The organism is Nocardia sp. NPDC003999 (assembly GCF_053604885.1).
This window is the reverse complement of sequence record NZ_JBSGIB010000016.1, coordinates 62814-79116: the sequence shown is the minus strand read 5'-3', so window position 1 is coordinate 79116 and position 16303 is coordinate 62814. Positions and strand designations below refer to the sequence as shown.

Sequence of the window (16303 nt, the reverse complement as noted above, 5' to 3'; positions counted from 1 at the left end):
GTGCTCCGCGGCGAACCGCATGGACTGCCGGCGCCACGACGTGGCGGCGCCAGGAGAACTCGATGCCCCGAGCAGTCAAGCCCCTGTCGGCATTCTGGTCTCCCGTAGGCGGTAATACCACTGTGGCGGCTGACATCACATTCCAGGCCGTCCGTTCGCCACACACGCACGGTCGACCGATCAGCAAATATCGGGCACGGGGAGCTAGCGTGAGGTGGTGGACCTGCATGACTTGATCGCCGCCCTCCCCGACGGCGCGGTGCTCACCGACGTCGACCTGCTGGCGAGCTACCGCCAGGACTGGGCGCGCGATCCCGGCGCGGGCACCGCCCTGGCCGTGGTGCGCGCCACCAGCACCGACGACGTGGCCGCGACGCTGCGGTGGGCCAGCGCGCATCGCGTCCCGGTGATTCCTCGCGGTGCCGGGTCCGGGTTGTCCGGCGGCGCGACGGCCGTCGACGGAGCGATCGTGCTGACCACCGAGCGGATGCGGGAAATCTCCGTCGACCCGGTGACCCGGACCGCCGTGGTGCAGCCCGGCCTGCTGAACGCCGAGGTCAAGCGCGCGGTCGCGGAGCACGGGCTGTGGTATCCGCCGGACCCGTCGTCGTTCGAGATCTGCTCGATCGGCGGCAACGCCGCGACCAACGCGGGCGGCCTGTGCTGTGTGAAGTACGGCGTCACCACAGACTACGTGCTCGGCATGCAGGTCGTGCTCGCCGACGGCACCGTCGTGCGGCTCGGCGGTCCGCGTTTGAAGGACTCGGCCGGGCTGTCGCTGACCAAGCTGTTCGTCGGCAGCGAGGGCACGCTGGGCGTGATCACCGAGCTGACGCTTCGGCTGCTGCCCGCCCAACCGCCGCAGAGCACGGTCGTCGCCAGTTTCGCCACGCTCACCGCCGCCACCGAGGCGATCCTGACCATCACCGGCGAACTGCGCCCGTCGATGCTCGAGTTCATGGACTCGGTGTCGATCAACGCCGTGGAGGACGAGCTGCGGATGGGGTTGGACCGGAAGGCGGCCGCGCTGCTGGTCGCGCGCTCCGACGCCCCCGGCGAATTCGCCCACCGCGAGGCCGAGATCATGGCGGCGGCCTGCGAGAAAGCAGGAGCGACAGAGGTTTTCCACACCGAGGACCCGGCCGAGGGTGAAGCGTTCACGGCCGCCCGACGTCTGGCGATCCCGGCCGTGGAGAAGCTCGGGCCGCTGCTGCTCGAGGACGTCGGCGTTCCGCTGCCCCGGCTCGGCGACTTGGTGAGCGGCGTCGCCGAAATCGCCGAGCGCAATGAGGTCACAGTGTCGGTGATCGCGCACGCGGGCGACGGCAACACCCACCCGCTGATCGTGCACGACCCCACCGACGCCGACCACACCGCGCGAGCGAACCGCGCCTTCGGCGAGATCATGGACCTCGCCATCGCCCTCGGCGGCACCATCACCGGTGAACACGGCGTCGGACGATTGAAGAAGGCATGGCTGCCCGACCAACTCGGCCCCGACGTCATGGCCCTGACCCGCCGCATCAAGGACGCCCTCGACCCCGACGGCATCCTCAACCCCGGCACGATCCTGTAACCACCGCGACGGAACATTCCCCACGCACAAGGAGTTCTACCCCGACATGACGACCAGGCTCGAACACAACGTCGCCGATACCCGTTTCGAGATCTACATCGACGACACCCTAGCCGGGTACGCCGACTACGCCGAACGCGAAAACCCCAAGGTCCGCGACTTCCACCACACCCTGACCTTCCCCGAATTCCGAGGCCGAGGAGTCGCCGCCCAAGTCGTCGAATACGCCCTCGCCGACTCCCGCGCCGCAGGCTTCTCGGTCATCCCCACCTGCTGGTACGTAGAGCAGTACATCACCCAACACAGCGAATACGCCGACTTGGTGAAGTAAACACACCCGAGCGCCGCGAGTGGCACACCACCGAGAGGTCTACTCGCGTTTTGCCACAGCCATGTGCCACTCGCGAAAGTGTGCCAGCGGGCTGATGGTGGGTTCAGGGTCGCTTGAAGTCTCCGGCGGTGATGCCAGTGGTGAAGGTGTTCCACTCGCCGGGCGTGAAGACCAGCGCTGGGCCGGTCGGGTTCTTCGAGTCGCGTACGCCGACCAAGCCTTCGCCGAGAAAAGCAACCTCCACGCACTCCTTACCGGCCTGGCTACGGCTGCTTTTGAACCACTCTGCCGCGGATAGGTCAACGTCCACGCTGCTCATGCTCCCTCGCTACCTGCCGCAACAGACTTCTACTCGAATTGGCGTCCAAAGCTGCTTCCCTGATGCGGTCGTACCGCTGAGTGTAGAACCGAACGTCGTCTGCATCCTCGAGATACATATCGCCTACTGCGCCTTCGAGATAGACCACAGGCGGCTCAATTCTGTCCTCAGGGGCACCACTTTCTCCGAAGGAGAGGATGACGAACGGGGGCATGGACACTCCACCAGGAAAACCTGCATGAAAAGGCAGCACGCGAATCGTGACATTGTCCTTGGTGGAGATGTCCGCCAGATAGCGGTTTTGAGCCGCCATCACCGCATGGCTGCCAGCCACCCGCCAGAGGGACGCTTCGCCGATTACCACATCGAGCGTGACCGGCTGCGTCCTACGGGTCACGATATTCTGTCGCTGGGCCTTGATCTGCCCACGTTGCTTCCACTGCCCCGGCGTTTCCTCCGGCCACGCGAGCCCGATGAGCGCCTGGTCGTAGTCAGCAGTTTGGAGCAGACCCGGTACCAAATCTGGTTGGTATGACACCAACTTCACCGCTGCGGCTTCGAGTCCGACATACACGTCGAAGGTCTTGGGAATGAGGTCGCCGTACTGATGCCACCAACTCTTGACATTGGCCTGCTTGGCTAGGCCGACGAGCGCGACCGCCAGTTCCTTCGGAATGCCGTACAGATCGCAAGCTGCTTGGATATCGCGAGACCTGATCCGCGAGTTCTGCCCCTTCTCCAGCCGTTGCAGGCTGCTCGCTCCGATCTCCAGCAGGTTCGCGGCCTTCGCCTGGGTCATGCCTGCACGCGTGCGCCACTCGGTCAGGTACCTCCCGAGCTGACGACGCGGCAGCGTCGAGCCGTTTTCTGACAAGTCGACCTCCCCCTCACCCCGTCACGGGCACATCGGGTTACCCGTCTCGCATACATCCTCACACCGTTTGCGGTGCGCGTGCTGGGCTTTCGAAGAACTTCTTTCGGTGTACCCGATTCGGAGTGCCCGCGTCCCTCGGTCGGCGTCTGATCACGATGCGCCCGGCTGGGATTGCAAGGCTCGCAGTGCAATCCCCTTCCACCTACAGCGATGGCGGACCGGACGCACCTTTTACCCGTCGATGTGACCCGAGGTCTTCTGATGGATGAACCCATAGCGTTCGGAGACACCCCGCTGTCTCGATGCCATTACTACCGCCGAGTGTGCGGCCTCCCCGCGGTCGTGGACCCTCCCCAGATCGGGCGGATCATCGTCCGCACCGGAATGGTCTGGGGCATAACCATGCCCGCTGTACTGGGACATCACGTGAAGGTGTGGATGCAGGACCAGGGCCACGAGCTGGGGCCGATCCTGTCGCATCCACGCTCGAAGCGGTGGACGTTCATCATCCGCCCTGACCTACCGGACGACGTGCCGCTGTTCGCCGAGATGTTCCGCTTGAACGTGTCGATCATCCGCTACGGCGGCATGATCGCGCTGCCGAGCCCTGCCGACCGAGGGACCAAGTTCCGCGCGTGGATACTACGCCCGGACACGGCATTTCGCCCTTCCGGCTGCGTGGTCGTCGCGGCGATCCGCCATTGCGTGGCCGCGAAGCTCGCGCGCGGTCGACGGGTGATCGCATATGCCTGACCGCGCAGTCTCCCCGATCCCGTCGGAGCCGGATGTGCACCTGTCGGTGTTCTGGCACGGAGCACGCCTCGACTTCTTCGCCTGCATAACGGCCGCATGCCTTTTCGTCCAGGAATGGCGCGCCCGGCACTGGCACGACGCAGTGGAAGTATCCACAGACACCACCGACGACTACCCCAGACTCCCGTGCGAACGCCTCTACCTGGAGCCCTGACAGCGCCTTACCGACGTCGCCCCGGCAAACCGCGACGTGCGTCCACGAGTGGCACACCAGCGAGAAGGTCACTCGCGTTTTGCCGCAACCATGTACCACTCGTGGCTGCATCGCTTCGAGAGAGGGGCGCCTGGGATGGGGCCGACTCTGGGCCCTGGCGAAGCGCAGGCATCAGGACGTCCCGGTGATCCGGGTTTCAGGTTGCGCACCTATTCGGTGCCGTCGAGCCGACAGCGGGCGCGCGGTGCGATCGACAGGATGTTCGGGCGGCTTATGCCTCGACGTCTCGAGAGACGGTTTCAGGCGCGCCCGAACATCCGGCGATCTACGACAACCTCACTTGAGCAGGGCGCGGCTCATCACCAGACGCTGGATCTGGTTGGTGCCCTCGTAGATCTGGGTGATCTTGGCGTCGCGCATCATCCGCTCCACCGGGAAGTCGGTGGTGTAGCCGGCGCCGCCGAACAGCTGGACGGCGTTGGTGGTGACTTCCATGGCGACGTCGGAGGCGAAGCACTTGGCGGCGGCGGAGATGAAGCCGAGGTTCTTCTCGCCGCGCTCGGCGCGGGCGGCCGAGGTGTACACCATGAGGCGGGCGGCCTCGATCTTCATCGCCATGTCGGCGAGCATGAACTGGGTGTTCTGGAAGTCGGCGATCGACTTGCCGAACTGCTTACGGTCCTTGGTGTAGGCGATGGCCGCGTCCAGCGCACCCTGGGCCAGGCCGACGGCCTGCGCGCCGATGGTGGGGCGAGTGTGGTCGAGGGTCTGCAGCGCGGTCTTGAAGCCGGTGCCCGGCTCGCCGACGATGCGGTCACCCGGCACCCGGCAGTTCTCGAAGTACAGCTCGGCGGTGGGCGAGCCCTTGATGCCGAGCTTGTGCTCCAGCGGGCCGACCACGAAGCCCTCGTCGTCCTTGTGCACCAGGAAGGCCGAGATGCCGTTGGCGCCCTTGTCCGCGTCGGTGACCGCCATCACGGTGTACCAGGAGGACTTGCCGCCGTTGGTGATCCAGCACTTGGAGCCGTTGATGATCCAGTCGTCACCCTCCTGCTTGGCCCGGGTGCGCATGCCTGCCGCGTCGGAGCCCGCCTCGCGCTCGGACAGCGCGTAGGAGGCCATCTCGCCGTTGACGATGTCCGGCAGCACCTTCTGCTTCAGCTCCTCGGAGCCGTTCAGGATCAGGCCCATGGTGCCGAGCTTGTTGACGGCGGGGATCAGCGAGGACGAACCGCAGACACGCGCGACCTCCTCGATCACGATGCAGGTGGCCACCGAGTCGGCGCCCTGGCCGCCGTAGGCCTCTGGCACGTGCACGGCGTTGAAGCCGGAGGCGTTGAGCGCGGTCAGCGCCTCCTCCGGGAAGCGGGAGTTGCCGTCGACGTCCTTCGCGTGCGGGGCGATCTCCTTCTCCGCGAGGGCGCGGATCGCCTCGCGTAGTTCGTCGTGGAAGTCCTCGAGCTTGAACAGGTCGAAATCGGGGTTTCCCGCCATGGGGCCTTCACTCCTGATCGTCGGTGGTCGGCGCCGCTTTCCGTCGAACAAAAGCAGCATCTCGGCACTCAGTGCCATCTATGAGTCGAGTATACCCATACTGATGCGGCTTACGTGGGGAGATGACGTGGCACTCAGTGTCAGATAGGTCGCACTTCGATCCGGGTTCACAGGTTGCCGAGCTTGCGGACCAGCAGGTCCGCGATCTGCTTCGGCGCGACGTCACGGGGAAACACCGCCACGACCAGCTCGTCCGCGCTCGCGGTACGCCCGGCGCCGCGCGGGATGGCGGCCAGCTCCATCCGCAGGTCCGCGGCGCCCGCGTCCGACTCGCCGCGCACCATGCGGCGCAGCAGGTAGTTGTGCGTCGCCGTCACCGCGGCGGTGAACTGCACCCGGGCCAGATCGGGGACGTCGGGCAGCCGCTCACGCAGGTAGTCGGTGAACAACCGTTCATAGCGGAACACCGTGACGATCTCGCGCTCCCGCAGCGCGGGCACCCGCCGGACCACCTGGTAACGCCGGGCCGCGATCTCCCGCCACTGCGTGAACCGCTCGAACACCTGCACCACCGCCGAGCACACCGCCTCCCACGGATCCTCTCGCGACGCGGCCAGAAACTCCTCCGCTTGCGCCAGCTGGGACTCGTGGTCGGCGAAGATCACGTCCTCTTTCGACCGGAACTGCCGGAAGAACGTGCGCCGGGAGATGCCCGCCGCCTCCGCGATCTCGTCGACGGTCGTCGCCTCATACCCCTTCTCGGCGAACAGCCGCAGCGCCTGATCCACCACCGTGAGCCGAAAATGCGCGGTGTCGTCGCCTCCCCGCGTTCGAGCGATATCCCCTGTAGTCACGACCTCACACCGTAGTCAGCGGCCGAGAGCGCGAGTCCCCGACACCGGAAGCTTTCGCGGTCCGCCGCCGTATCACCAGGTCGACGGGGCTCGACCGCAGTTGCCGCGGCTCGGCGAGACCGACCGTGCTCCCAACCGGCGTTGCCGCGATCGTCGCGGTGACCAGGGCGTGCGACGCGCGTTGCCGCAACGCTGCCGTGCTGGATTCCCGGCCGATCGCGTCGCCGGGCTGCCCCTGCTGGGTGCGCTGGGTGCGAACACCCTGTTCGTCCGCGCACAGCCCGATCAGCGTGCGGAAGCATGCCCCTTCGTCCGGTCAGCTGCCGAGGGTCGCCGACATGTCGGCCGGTGTTGCGGTACCCCGAAGTCCCGCCGCGCCGGTGGCGGCACGGCGTGCGCGCAGCCCGCTGACCAGGCACAGCGTGACGCCGAGCGCGAGCCAGGCCAGCAGGACGAGAACGGCGTGGGTGGCCCCTCGACCGTCGAAGAAGGCAGTGGATCGCAGCAACCGGCCACCGGCACCGGGTGGCAGCAGCTGGCCGAGCGCGCCGGACCAGCCGGGCAGCATTTCGGGTGCGGTCGCGGTACCCGAGAGCGGGTTACCGATGAGCATCATGAGCACGGCGCCGATTCCGATCCCGGCGTATCCGAGCAGCGCCTCCAGCCCGAGGACGGCCGCAGCGGTGGCCGCGATGGACAAAGCGACGGCGCCGGAGTTGGCGAGGTAGGAGCCGCTGAGCGAGCCGAGCCAGAACTGCAGGATCGCGGCGACGGCCAGGCCGCCGGTGACCGCGAAGGCGAACGCTCCGGTGAGCCGACGGGCGGTGCCGCGCACGAGCCGGGTCAGCAGGACCGCGGCCAGCAGACCGCCCATGACCAGGGGCAGGGCGCCTGCCGACAAGCCAGCGCCGCGCGGGTCGTCGGCGGGCAGGGCGGCGAGGTCGCGGGCCGCCGTGCCGGGCTTGCCCTCCTGCGCGAGGCCGCTCGCGATGCCCTGCAAGGTCTGGGCGACCGAGGTGCTCGCGGCGGAGGCGACGATGACCTCGGGAGCACCGGAGCCGACGGCGATCGCCCCGTACACCCGCCGGTCGCGAATCAGCGTTTCCGCGGCCGCGGTGTCGGGGACCTCGGTGATCTCGAAGCCGCCCGGCAGCCGTTGCTCGAGTGCCGTGCGGACCTGAGCGACCGCGGTGGCCGGACCGGCGACGGCGATCGGCACATCGTGTACCGACGACCGCGCCGACGGCCAGGCGAAGGCGACGAGCAGCACGCTGACGATCGCCGTGAGCAGGGCAACCGCTCCGGCCACCGTCGGCCATCGCGACGGGAAAGTGTCGGCAAGCGGTGCCAGCGTGGTCATGTCTACTCCTCGAACGGTGGGGTCGGTGTTCATCGCAGGGTGAGCGGGGTCTGCGAATCGACGTGGGTCAGTTTCTGCGGGTTGCGCACGTAGTAGAGGCCGGTGATACGGGTGTCCTCGACGCGCATCGCGAGGACGCCGTCCAGTTCGCCGTCCATGCGCAGAGCCAGTGCGGGGCTGCCGTTGACCGTGGTCGATTCGACGGTGAGCGCGACATCGTGCTTGGTGAGGCCGCCGACGATGAAGCGCGCCACCTTTTCGGCACCGAAGACCGGCCGTGGCGTGGCCTGTTTGATACCTCCGCCGTCGCTGATGGCGACGACGTCGGGGGCGAGCACGGCGAGCAGTCCTTGCACGTCGCGAGTCTCGAGCGCGCGCCGGAACGCCTCGGCAGCCGCCTCGGCCTGGCGCGCCGTGACCGAGCGGCGTGGACGGCGAGCTTCCACGTGGCGACGGGCGCGGTGGGCGATCTGGTGGACGGCGGCGGGCGTCTTGTCGACCGCGGCCGCGATCTCGTCGTAGCCGAACCCGAAAGCTTCGCGCAGCACGAACACCGCCCGTTCGATCGGGGTCAATGTCTCGAGCACGAGCATCAGCGCCATCGACACGCTTTCGGCGAGCTCGACGTCTGCGGCCACATCCGGTGTGGTGAGCAGCGGCTCCGGCAGCCAGGAGCCCACGTATGCCTCCCTGCGGCGCTTCACCGAGCGCAGCCGGTTGAGCGCTTGCCGGGTGGTGATCCGGACCAGGTAGGCGCGCGGCTCGGTGACGTGCGCCGCGTCGACGCCGACCCAGCGCAACCAGGTCTCCTGCAAGACGTCGTCGGCGTCGGCCACCGATCCCAGCATTTCGTAGGCGACGGTGAACAGCAGGTTGCGGTGGGCGAGGAACGTCTCGGTCGCCGCCGCGGCGGTGTGGTCGCCGCCGTCCCGGCCTTCTGCCTTCTGGTCGGTCCACCGTTTCTCATCGGCTCCACTGGCTGCTTCCATGAGGTCCTCTTCTGTTGCTCAGACATTCGATCCGACTCGCTGGATCGTCGATGCCCAGTCCGGCGCACACCGGACGATGCGCTCGCATCCGGCGATGCGCCGACGGCCGGGCGGGTGCGGCGGCGACGGCGAGAACAGCGCTGCCACACCCCGTGCGGGCGAAGTAGTCGACCGGAGACCACCGGCGCTGCTACACAGCCGGTTCGGCGGCGACCGGCGCGCCGCCGCGCTGCTCCCGCAGCAGCTGGGGCCGGTGCTTGCCGTCCTTGGGCCAGTGATGCGAGCCGGGCTTGCGCGCTTCGTTCACCAGGTGCTCGACACTGGCGGCGCAGGAGAACTCCTTCAACTTCTTGCCCGCGAGTCCACTGAAGTAGAGCGGCATCGCGGTGTCGTCCTTGTGGCCGAGCTGGAAGATTCCCGCGCCCCGGCCGAAACTGATGCACATCGCGGGGAAAGACAGGTCGATCGGCGCAGGCCTCTCACCCGCGATCCGGTTCAGCACCGTGTCGGCGGCATGGGCGCCAAGGCACCCCGCGGCATAGGCGCTCATCCGGAACGGCAGATCGGACGGCGCCGCCGAATCCCCGGCCGCGACGATGCGCTCGTCGTCGACGCTGGTCAACGTCTCGTCGGTGCGCAGCCGTCCCGTAGCGTCGGTGCTCAGTCCGCTGGTGACGGCCAGATCCGGCACACCGAACCCGGTGGCCCAGATGGTCACCCGACTCGCCAATGTGCGGCCGTCACCGAGTTCCACGGCCTCCCGCGTCACCGCCGTGACCGCCGCATCAGGGCCTTCGAGCACGGTGATCCCCAACTTGGCGAGGTACTTGCGGGCAGTCCGCCGGGCCCTCGGGTGCAGGTACGGGCCGACCACGCCGCCGCACACCAACGTGACCGCGCGACCCTGCTCCGCCAGCTCCGCAGCGGTCTCGATGCCCGTCGGACCACCCCCGACGACCGTCACCGCCGCCGTCGTCGGCGTGTCGTAAAGCACCGACCGCAACCGCTGCGCCGCCTCCAAAGTGGCAATCGGATAAGCGAACTCGTCCACGCCCGGCACCCGCGAGCCCGCGCTGCCGCTACCCACCGCGTAGACCAGGTAGTCATAGCCGACCGTGCCCCCCTCGGCCAACGTCACGCTGCGCCCGGCCGCGTCGATCCGTGTCACGCTGTCGACCACCAGCCGGACCCCCTCGGCCAGCACTTCGGTGTAGTCGACGACCGCATCGTGCGTCCCGCCCACCAGCTGATGCAGACGCAGCCGGGGAACGAACGCCGAGCGCGGATTGATCACGGTCACCGCGACGTCATCGCGCTGCGTCAGCCGGTTCGCCGCCATCACACCGGCATACCCGCCACCGATCACGACCACGTCGATCTTCTTGCTCATGGTGTCTCCTTCGCTCCGAGAGGCTCGAAAACAAGACACCGCAGCTTCGAACATCCTGACACTAGGTGACGTAGATCACTATTCAAGCGCCGCGGGGTGCGCACCGGCATCGCGGGGGCTGGCCGCGGATCCGCGGCACCGGCCAGCGACTCGGTTGCGATGCCGGGGGAACGTTTCGAATATTTTGATTATTTCGTATACTGCGATTAGGAGGTGATCAGCGTGGCGAACATCCGAGACGCAATGCGCGCCGAGCCAGGAGCGATCGATGCCGATGTCGCAGCTCGGGCCATGCGCCGGATCAAGGACTATCTGATGCGGCACCCCGGCGAGCAAACCATCCAGGTGGCCCCTGAGCATCCGGGCGATGACGCCTTGGTACTGCCCCGCCAGGCCGTGAGCATGTTGGCATTCATCCTGGCGCAGGCGGCCGAGGGACGTGGTGTCACCGTCGTGCCCTCGCATGCCGAACTCACTACGCAGCAGGCGGCGGACATGCTGAACGTGTCGCGCCCCTACGTCGTGACGCTGTTGGAAGCAGGCGAGATTCCCTTTCGCCTGGTCGGGCGGCACCGTCGGATCCGATACGACGACTTGAAGCAGTACCAGCGGCGAGCCGAGGCCAAGAGCAGAGCCGCGATGGATGAATTGGCGGAACTCGGCCGAGATCTCGGCATCTGACCATGGCTTTCGTTGTCGTCTACGACGCCAATGTGCTGTATGGCAACACACTGCGGGATCTACTCATCCGCCTTGCGCGATCGGGTGCCGTGCAGGCGAAGTGGACTGATCGCATCCTGGACGAGGCGCTGAACAACCTAGCCGCGAAACGGCCGGACATTCCGACGGACCGGCTGACCCGACTGCGCGCATTGATAAACGATGCCGTGCCGGATTGCCGCATCTACGGATACGAACCACTGATCGACGCGGTGAAGCTCCCCGACCCAGATGATCGGCATGTCCTCGCAGCCGCCATCGCTGCTCGGGCACAAGTCATCGTGACTTCCAACCTGGCGGACTTTCCGGATGACGCGCTGGAACCCTGGCACATCGAGGCGAAAAGTCCCGATGATTTCGTGCTCGACCAGATCGATCTGGACGACCGTGTGGTCTGGGCGTGCATCCAGCAGATCGCCGATTCACGCACCAACCCACCGGAGACCACTGAAGACGTGCTGGACGCCTTGGAGAACGCCGGATTGGTGGAAGCGGTCGCAAGTTTGCGTGCAGGCAGGCGCGACCGCTGACCGTGCGTCGCTCAGCCCAGAAGTTTGGTGCGCAGCGCGTCGTCCTTTTCCAGCACCATCTGCTCGAGCCCGGCCTGGAACTGTTCCATGCGGGTGCGCAGGGACGGGTCGTGGGCGGCGAGGATGCGGGCGGCGAGCAGGCCCGCGTTGCGGGCGCCGCCGATGGAGACGGTGGCGACCGGCACGCCGGCGGGCATCTGGACGATGGACAGCAGCGAGTCCATGCCGTCGAGGTATTTGAGCGGCACCGGCACGCCGATCACCGGCAGCGGAGTGGCCGAGGCGACCATGCCGGGCAGGTGGGCAGCGCCGCCCGCGCCGGCGATGATGACCTTCAACCCGCGCCCCGCCGCGGAACGCGCGTAGTCGAGCATGCGCTGCGGCGTGCGGTGCGCCGAGACGACGCCCACCTCGAAACGGATCCCGAATTCGGCCAGCGCCTCCGCGGCGGCCTCCATCGTCGGCCAGTCCGAGTCGCTGCCCATGATCAGGCCGACCGCGGGGGCGATGGCCAGTTCCTCACTCATGCGGATCCCATCCGTCGGTCCAGATCGCGTGCGACATCCAGTGCGCCGCCCGCTCGGCCTTCTCCCTGACCTCGGCCACGTCGTCGCCGAGGATGTTGACGTGCCCGATCTTGCGGTCGGGACGCTCGCCCTTGCCGTACAGGTGCACCTTCGCCTCAGGGATCCTGGCGAACAGGTGGTGCAGCCGCTCGTCCATCGACATCGCCGGGGCCTGCGGCGCGCCGAGAATGTTCGCCATCACGGTCACCGGAGCCAGCGGCGCGGTGTCGCCGAGCGGGTAGTCGAGCACGGCGCGCAAATGCTGCTCGAACTGCCCGGTGCGGGCGCCGTCCATGCCCCAGTGCCCGGAGTTGTGCGGGCGCATGGCCAGCTCGTTCACCAGCAGCTCGCCGTCGGTGGTCTCGAACAGCTCCACCGCCATGACGCCGACGACGCCGAGTTCCTTGGCGAGATTCAGCGCCATCGTCTCCGCCGCGGCCGCCGTGTCCTCCGGCAGCTCGGGCGCAGGCGCGATGACGACCGCGCACTGCCCTTTGCGCTGCACGGTCTCCACCACCGGCCAGGTCGCCGCCTGCCCGAACGGCGAACGGGCCACCATCGCCGACAGCTCCCGTTTCAGGTCGATCTTCGCCTCCGCCAGCAGCTGGACGCCGCCGGCGAGCTGGTCGGCGACGATCGCCGCGGCCGCGTCGGCGGACTCCGGCATCCAGACGCCGCGCCCGTCGTAGCCGCCGCGTACCGCTTTCAGCACGATCCGCCAGCCGTGCTCGTCGCCGAAGCGCACCGCGTCCTCGACCGAGGTCACCGGCGTGAACGCGGGCACGGGCAGCCCCAGCGCGCTCAGCTTGGTGCGCATCGCCAACTTGTCCTGCGCGTAGACCAGCGCCCGCGGCGGCGGCTGCACGTTGACGCCCTCGGCGACCAGCGCCTCCAGGTGCTCGGTCGGCACGTGCTCGTGGTCGAAGGTCAGCGCGTGCGAGCCGACCGCCGCTTTGCGCAGTGCGGTCAGGTCGGTATGGCTGCCGAGCACCACCTCGGGGCTGACCTGGGCGGCCGGGTCCTCGGGGTTCTCGGCGAGCACGCGCAGCCGCTGGCCCAGCGCGATCGCCGCCTGGTGGGTCATGCGCGCCAACTGGCCGCCGCCGATCATGGTGACGGTGGGCATGGCCGAAGGATCGAAGGAACGTGCGCTCACGTCGGACAATATTGTCATGTCCGGCGCAAATGACAGCTACCGGTACACTCCGGTCTTGTGTCATTCGTCGACGACGTGGTCAGCGTCCTCCCCAAGCCGCTGCAAGATATCGCGTACCGGCAGCGGGAATTGATCAAGTTCGCGATCGTCGGCGCGACCACGTTCGTGATCGACAGCGGCATCTTCTACATACTCAAGTGGACGGTGCTCGCGGAGAAACCGGTCACGGCCAAGATCATTTCCGGCGTCATCGCCGTGATCGCGTCCTACATCCTGAACCGGGAATGGTCGTTCAAGAATCGCGGCGGGCGGGAACGTCATCACGAAGCGCTGCTGTTCTTCGCCGTCAGCGGCGTCGGCGTCGTCCTCGCCTTCACCCCGCTGTGGATTTCCAGCTACGTCTTCGACCTGCGCCAGCCCAACGTGAGCTTCACGGTCGAGAACGTCGCCGACTTCATCAGCGCGTTCATCATCGGCAATCTGCTGCAGATGGCGTTCCGTTTCTGGTCGATGCGCCGCTGGGTCTTCCCCGACGAAATGAGCGAACTCGAAGCGGAATTCGTCGACCTCGTGGAAGAGGAACTCGGCCGCGGCTGAGTCACCTCGGCTCGGGCACCACCGAGTTGGCCGGACGGGCCTTCGACCCGAGGAACACCGCGAACAGCGCGGGCCTGCGCCGCTGTAATTCCAGCCGTCCGCCGTCCGCTTCGACCAGCGCCCGCGCGAGCGCCAGCCCGACACCGGTGGAGCCGCCCGCGGAGAAACCGCGGTCGAAGATGTGCGGCGCCAGCTCGTCGCGCACTCCGTGGCCCTCGTCGGCCACCTCGACACACACCAGCGGCTCGCGATCGGCTCCCGGCCGCACCGAGCGCACCGACACCGTGCAGGTCCCGCCGCCGTGCATGAGCGCGTTGTCCACCAGCACCGTCACCGCCTCACGCAACCGCGAACCCGTGATCGGGGCGCGCAACGACTCGTCGCCGGTGAGCGTCAGCGACCGTCCCGCCTCGGTGAACGGGTGTTTCCATTCGGCGACGACACCGCGCAGTTCGTCCATCACGGGCACCGGATCGCGGTCGGCCGCGTCCTCGTCGCGGGAGGCGCGGACCAGGTCGTCGATCGCATCGGTGAGCCGGTCGACCTGAGCCATCGCCTCCTCGGCCTCGTGCACCACCTCCGGGTCGGCATGCGCGGACAACTCGTCCAGGCGCAACCGCACGGCGGTCAGCCTGCTGCGCAGCTGATGCGAGACGTCCGCCACCAGGGCGTGTTCGCGCTGGAGTCGTCCGGCGATCTCCACCGTCGCCGAGTCGAGCACGTCGGATACGCGATCCAGTTCCGCGATGCCGTGCCTGCGCGGATCGGGCCGGAAATCCCCCATCGCCAGCCGGGCCGCGCGCGCCGCCACGTCCCGCAGCGGATCGGCCACCCGCCGGGCGGTGACCACCGCGACCGAGACCGCCGCGCCGAGCGAGGCGAGCACCGCCAGCGCGACCACCGCGACCGCCTGGCGCTGCATGGCGTGCATCGGCGCGGACGGCACTTCCAGGCGCAGCGAAGCGGACTTGCCCATCGACAGCGACTCGACCAGCGGGTCGGACACGTCGGCCACCCCCACGTCGCGGCGGACGGCGTTGTCCCGCTGCGACGGGTAGACGATGGTGAGCCTGCCGTTCTCCGGCACCAACGGCGCCACCGACCGGATGTCCAGCTCGCCGGACACCGTGCCGTCGCGTTCCTGCGCGATGATCTCCGTCGCGATCCGGTCCAGCCGGTTCTGCAGGTCGTTGCGCGTGATGTCCTCCACCCACAACCACGCCGTGTAGATCAGCGGCACGCCGAGCACCACCGTGGTGAGGGTCAGCACGGTGAGCATGGAACGCAAGATCCGGCGGCGCACGTCAGTCGGTGTTCAGCCGGAATCCGACACCGCGGACGGTGACGATGCGCCGCTCGGCCATGGGGCCCTCGTCCCCGATCTTGCGGCGCAGCCAGGACATGTGCATGTCCAACGTCTTGGAACCGCGCAACTCCGCGTCGCCCCACACCTCGCGCAGGATGGTCTCGCGCGCCACCACCTGACCGGCCCGGTCGATCAGCACCTTGAGCAGCTCGTATTCCTTGTTGGCCAAACCGATTTCGACGCCGTTGACCAGTACGCGCCGGGCGGCCGGCTCCAGGCGGATGCCGCCCACCTCGACCGTGTCGTCGCCGATTCCGCTGCGCCGCAACAGCGCTCGCACCCGGGCGAGCAACTCGGCGAGCCGGAACGGCTTGCCGACGTAGTCGTCGGCGCCCGCGTCCAGCCCCACCACGAAATCCACCTCGTCGGTGCGCGCGGTGAGCATCAGCACGGCCAGATCCGCGCCACGGGCGCGCACCTGACGGCAGACCTCCAGCCCGTCCATGCCGGGTAGGCCGAGATCGAGAATGAGCAGGTCGTGCCCGCCTTCCAGAGCCCGCTGCAGCACGGCGGGGCCGAAACTCTCGACAGTCACCGAGTAGCCCTCGCGGCCGAGCGCGCGCGACAACGGGGCCGCGATGGCATCGTCGTCCTCGGCCAGCAGTACAGCGGTCATACGCCCAGGCTACGGGCTCACCGGTAGCTGCGGCGGTCGTCCCAGCGCTCGTCGCGCCCGTCCCGATGGCGTTCGACCTCGAACACCTGGTGGTACAGCAACGAATGCACTTGCTGGACCGCGGGGATGTCGTCGTATTCCAGCGGCTCCGAGGAGGACGACTCGATGATCAACGTCCCGGTGCCGAGCAACCGATCGAACAGCCCATGCCGGAACTGCACGCTGGAGATCCGGCTCATCGGGATGTCGATGCCGCTGTGGGTGATGACGCCCTGGCGCACCAGCACCCGCCGGTCGGTGACGATGAAATGCGTCGACTTCCAGCTGATAACCGGTACGGCGCAACGCCATAGCAGAATCGCCACATACACCACGAGCACCGTGATGAGCAGCGCCGAGGCGGTGGTGCCCGTGGCCTTCTGCGAAATGAGTCCCCCCGTGAAACCCGCGAGAGCGGTGGCGACGATCAGCGTCACGATCGGCCAGAAGAGCATCTTCCAATGCGGGTGGCGATGCAGCAGCAACCGTTCGTCGGGCGCCAGCACATCCTCGGGATAACCCATGTCAGGAACAGTACCGCGTCAAGATGCCCGAACGG

The 16303-nt window shown here is 67.8% G+C and carries 19 protein-coding genes; 7 read left to right on the top strand and 12 right to left on the bottom strand.

The window, feature by feature from the left end; genetic code table 11:
* Window positions 1-217 precede the first annotated feature (217 nt).
* Together ACWESM_RS26765 and ACWESM_RS26760 are read left to right on the top strand one after the other, a co-directional pair.
* Window positions 218-1576: an FAD-binding oxidoreductase gene (locus ACWESM_RS26765; protein ID WP_355073585.1), complete on the top strand. Its 1359-nt coding sequence runs from the start codon at window positions 218-220 to the stop codon at window positions 1574-1576.
* A gap of 46 nt (window positions 1577-1622) precedes the next feature.
* Window positions 1623-1907 carry a GNAT family N-acetyltransferase gene (locus ACWESM_RS26760; protein WP_397280147.1) on the top strand — a complete coding sequence of 95 codons (285 nt, stop codon included), beginning with the start codon at window positions 1623-1625 and terminating at the stop codon, window positions 1905-1907.
* A gap of 103 nt (window positions 1908-2010) precedes the next feature.
* Here the strand turns inward: ACWESM_RS26760 and ACWESM_RS26755 are convergent, their stop codons facing one another.
* On the bottom strand, window positions 2011-2226 hold the full coding sequence (locus ACWESM_RS26755) for a DUF397 domain-containing protein (RefSeq protein WP_452494073.1): 216 nt from the start codon (window positions 2224-2226) through the stop codon (window positions 2011-2013).
* Window positions 2207-3100, bottom strand: a complete 894-nt coding sequence (locus ACWESM_RS26750) for a helix-turn-helix domain-containing protein (protein ID WP_364433172.1) — start codon at window positions 3098-3100, stop codon at window positions 2207-2209. The genes ACWESM_RS26755 and ACWESM_RS26750 overlap by 20 nt, the downstream gene beginning before the upstream one ends.
* Window positions 3101-3310: 210 nt before the next feature.
* Between ACWESM_RS26750 and ACWESM_RS26745 the strand changes: the two genes are divergently transcribed.
* Window positions 3311-3853: a DNA-directed RNA polymerase subunit beta gene (locus tag ACWESM_RS26745; RefSeq protein ID WP_364433175.1), complete on the top strand. Its 543-nt coding sequence runs from the start codon at window positions 3311-3313 to the stop codon at window positions 3851-3853.
* Complete coding sequence (locus ACWESM_RS26740) at window positions 3846-4067, top strand: hypothetical protein (protein WP_452494071.1); 222 nt, start codon at window positions 3846-3848, stop codon at window positions 4065-4067. The genes ACWESM_RS26745 and ACWESM_RS26740 overlap by 8 nt, the downstream gene beginning before the upstream one ends.
* A 336-nt stretch (window positions 4068-4403) precedes the next feature.
* Here ACWESM_RS26740 and ACWESM_RS26735 read toward each other — a convergent pair whose 3' ends face one another.
* The 5 genes from ACWESM_RS26735 to ACWESM_RS26715 all read right to left on the bottom strand — a co-directional run bounded on the left by ACWESM_RS26735 (window position 4404) and on the right by ACWESM_RS26715 (window position 10154).
* Complete coding sequence (locus tag ACWESM_RS26735; protein ID WP_355073573.1) at window positions 4404-5561, bottom strand: acyl-CoA dehydrogenase; 1158 nt, start codon at window positions 5559-5561, stop codon at window positions 4404-4406.
* Between the two features lie 167 nt (window positions 5562-5728).
* Window positions 5729-6415 (bottom strand): TetR family transcriptional regulator, encoded by a 687-nt coding sequence (locus tag ACWESM_RS26730; RefSeq protein WP_355073571.1) that lies wholly within the window; start codon window positions 6413-6415, stop codon window positions 5729-5731.
* A gap of 316 nt (window positions 6416-6731) precedes the next feature.
* On the bottom strand, window positions 6732-7775 hold the full coding sequence (locus tag ACWESM_RS26725) for a hypothetical protein (protein ID WP_452494069.1): 1044 nt from the start codon (window positions 7773-7775) through the stop codon (window positions 6732-6734).
* Between the two features lie 29 nt (window positions 7776-7804).
* Window positions 7805-8764, bottom strand: a complete 960-nt coding sequence (locus ACWESM_RS26720; protein ID WP_364433186.1) for an RNA polymerase sigma-70 factor — start codon at window positions 8762-8764, stop codon at window positions 7805-7807.
* A gap of 190 nt (window positions 8765-8954) precedes the next feature.
* Entirely contained in the window at window positions 8955-10154 is a 1200-nt protein-coding gene (locus tag ACWESM_RS26715; protein ID WP_364433189.1) for an NAD(P)/FAD-dependent oxidoreductase, read from the bottom strand.
* Between the two features lie 222 nt (window positions 10155-10376).
* Here ACWESM_RS26715 and ACWESM_RS26710 point away from each other — a divergent pair, with 222 nt between their 5' ends.
* Window positions 10377-10835, top strand: coding sequence for a helix-turn-helix domain-containing protein (locus ACWESM_RS26710; protein WP_364433192.1), 459 nt, complete (start codon window positions 10377-10379; stop codon window positions 10833-10835).
* 2 nt (window positions 10836-10837) lie between these two features.
* Window positions 10838-11404: a PIN domain-containing protein gene (locus ACWESM_RS26705; RefSeq protein ID WP_364433195.1), complete on the top strand. Its 567-nt coding sequence runs from the start codon at window positions 10838-10840 to the stop codon at window positions 11402-11404.
* Between the two features lie 11 nt (window positions 11405-11415).
* Here ACWESM_RS26705 and purE read toward each other — a convergent pair whose 3' ends face one another.
* The gene (gene purE, locus ACWESM_RS26700; protein ID WP_195045335.1) at window positions 11416-11931 is read right to left on the bottom strand and encodes a 5-(carboxyamino)imidazole ribonucleotide mutase; all 516 of its coding nucleotides are present in this window, start codon (window positions 11929-11931) and stop codon (window positions 11416-11418) included.
* Complete coding sequence (locus tag ACWESM_RS26695; protein ID WP_397280130.1) at window positions 11924-13144, bottom strand: 5-(carboxyamino)imidazole ribonucleotide synthase; 1221 nt, start codon at window positions 13142-13144, stop codon at window positions 11924-11926. Before ACWESM_RS26695 ends, purE begins: the two co-directional genes overlap by 8 nt.
* Window positions 13145-13183: 39 nt before the next feature.
* Between ACWESM_RS26695 and ACWESM_RS26690 the strand changes: the two genes are divergently transcribed.
* The gene (locus tag ACWESM_RS26690) at window positions 13184-13723 is read left to right on the top strand and encodes a GtrA family protein (RefSeq protein WP_355073560.1); all 540 of its coding nucleotides are present in this window, start codon (window positions 13184-13186) and stop codon (window positions 13721-13723) included.
* 1 nt (window position 13724) lies between these two features.
* Here ACWESM_RS26690 and ACWESM_RS26685 read toward each other — a convergent pair whose 3' ends face one another.
* From ACWESM_RS26685 to ACWESM_RS26675, 3 genes are read right to left on the bottom strand one after another with little or no spacing between them, the layout of a single operon-like run.
* Entirely contained in the window at window positions 13725-15026 is a 1302-nt protein-coding gene (locus ACWESM_RS26685) for a sensor histidine kinase (RefSeq protein WP_355073558.1), read from the bottom strand.
* 1 nt (window position 15027) lies between these two features.
* On the bottom strand, window positions 15028-15705 hold the full coding sequence (locus ACWESM_RS26680; protein WP_040865082.1) for a response regulator transcription factor: 678 nt from the start codon (window positions 15703-15705) through the stop codon (window positions 15028-15030).
* A gap of 17 nt (window positions 15706-15722) precedes the next feature.
* Window positions 15723-16268: a PH domain-containing protein gene (locus ACWESM_RS26675; RefSeq protein ID WP_355073554.1), complete on the bottom strand. Its 546-nt coding sequence runs from the start codon at window positions 16266-16268 to the stop codon at window positions 15723-15725.
* Between the last annotated feature and the right edge of the window lie 35 nt (window positions 16269-16303).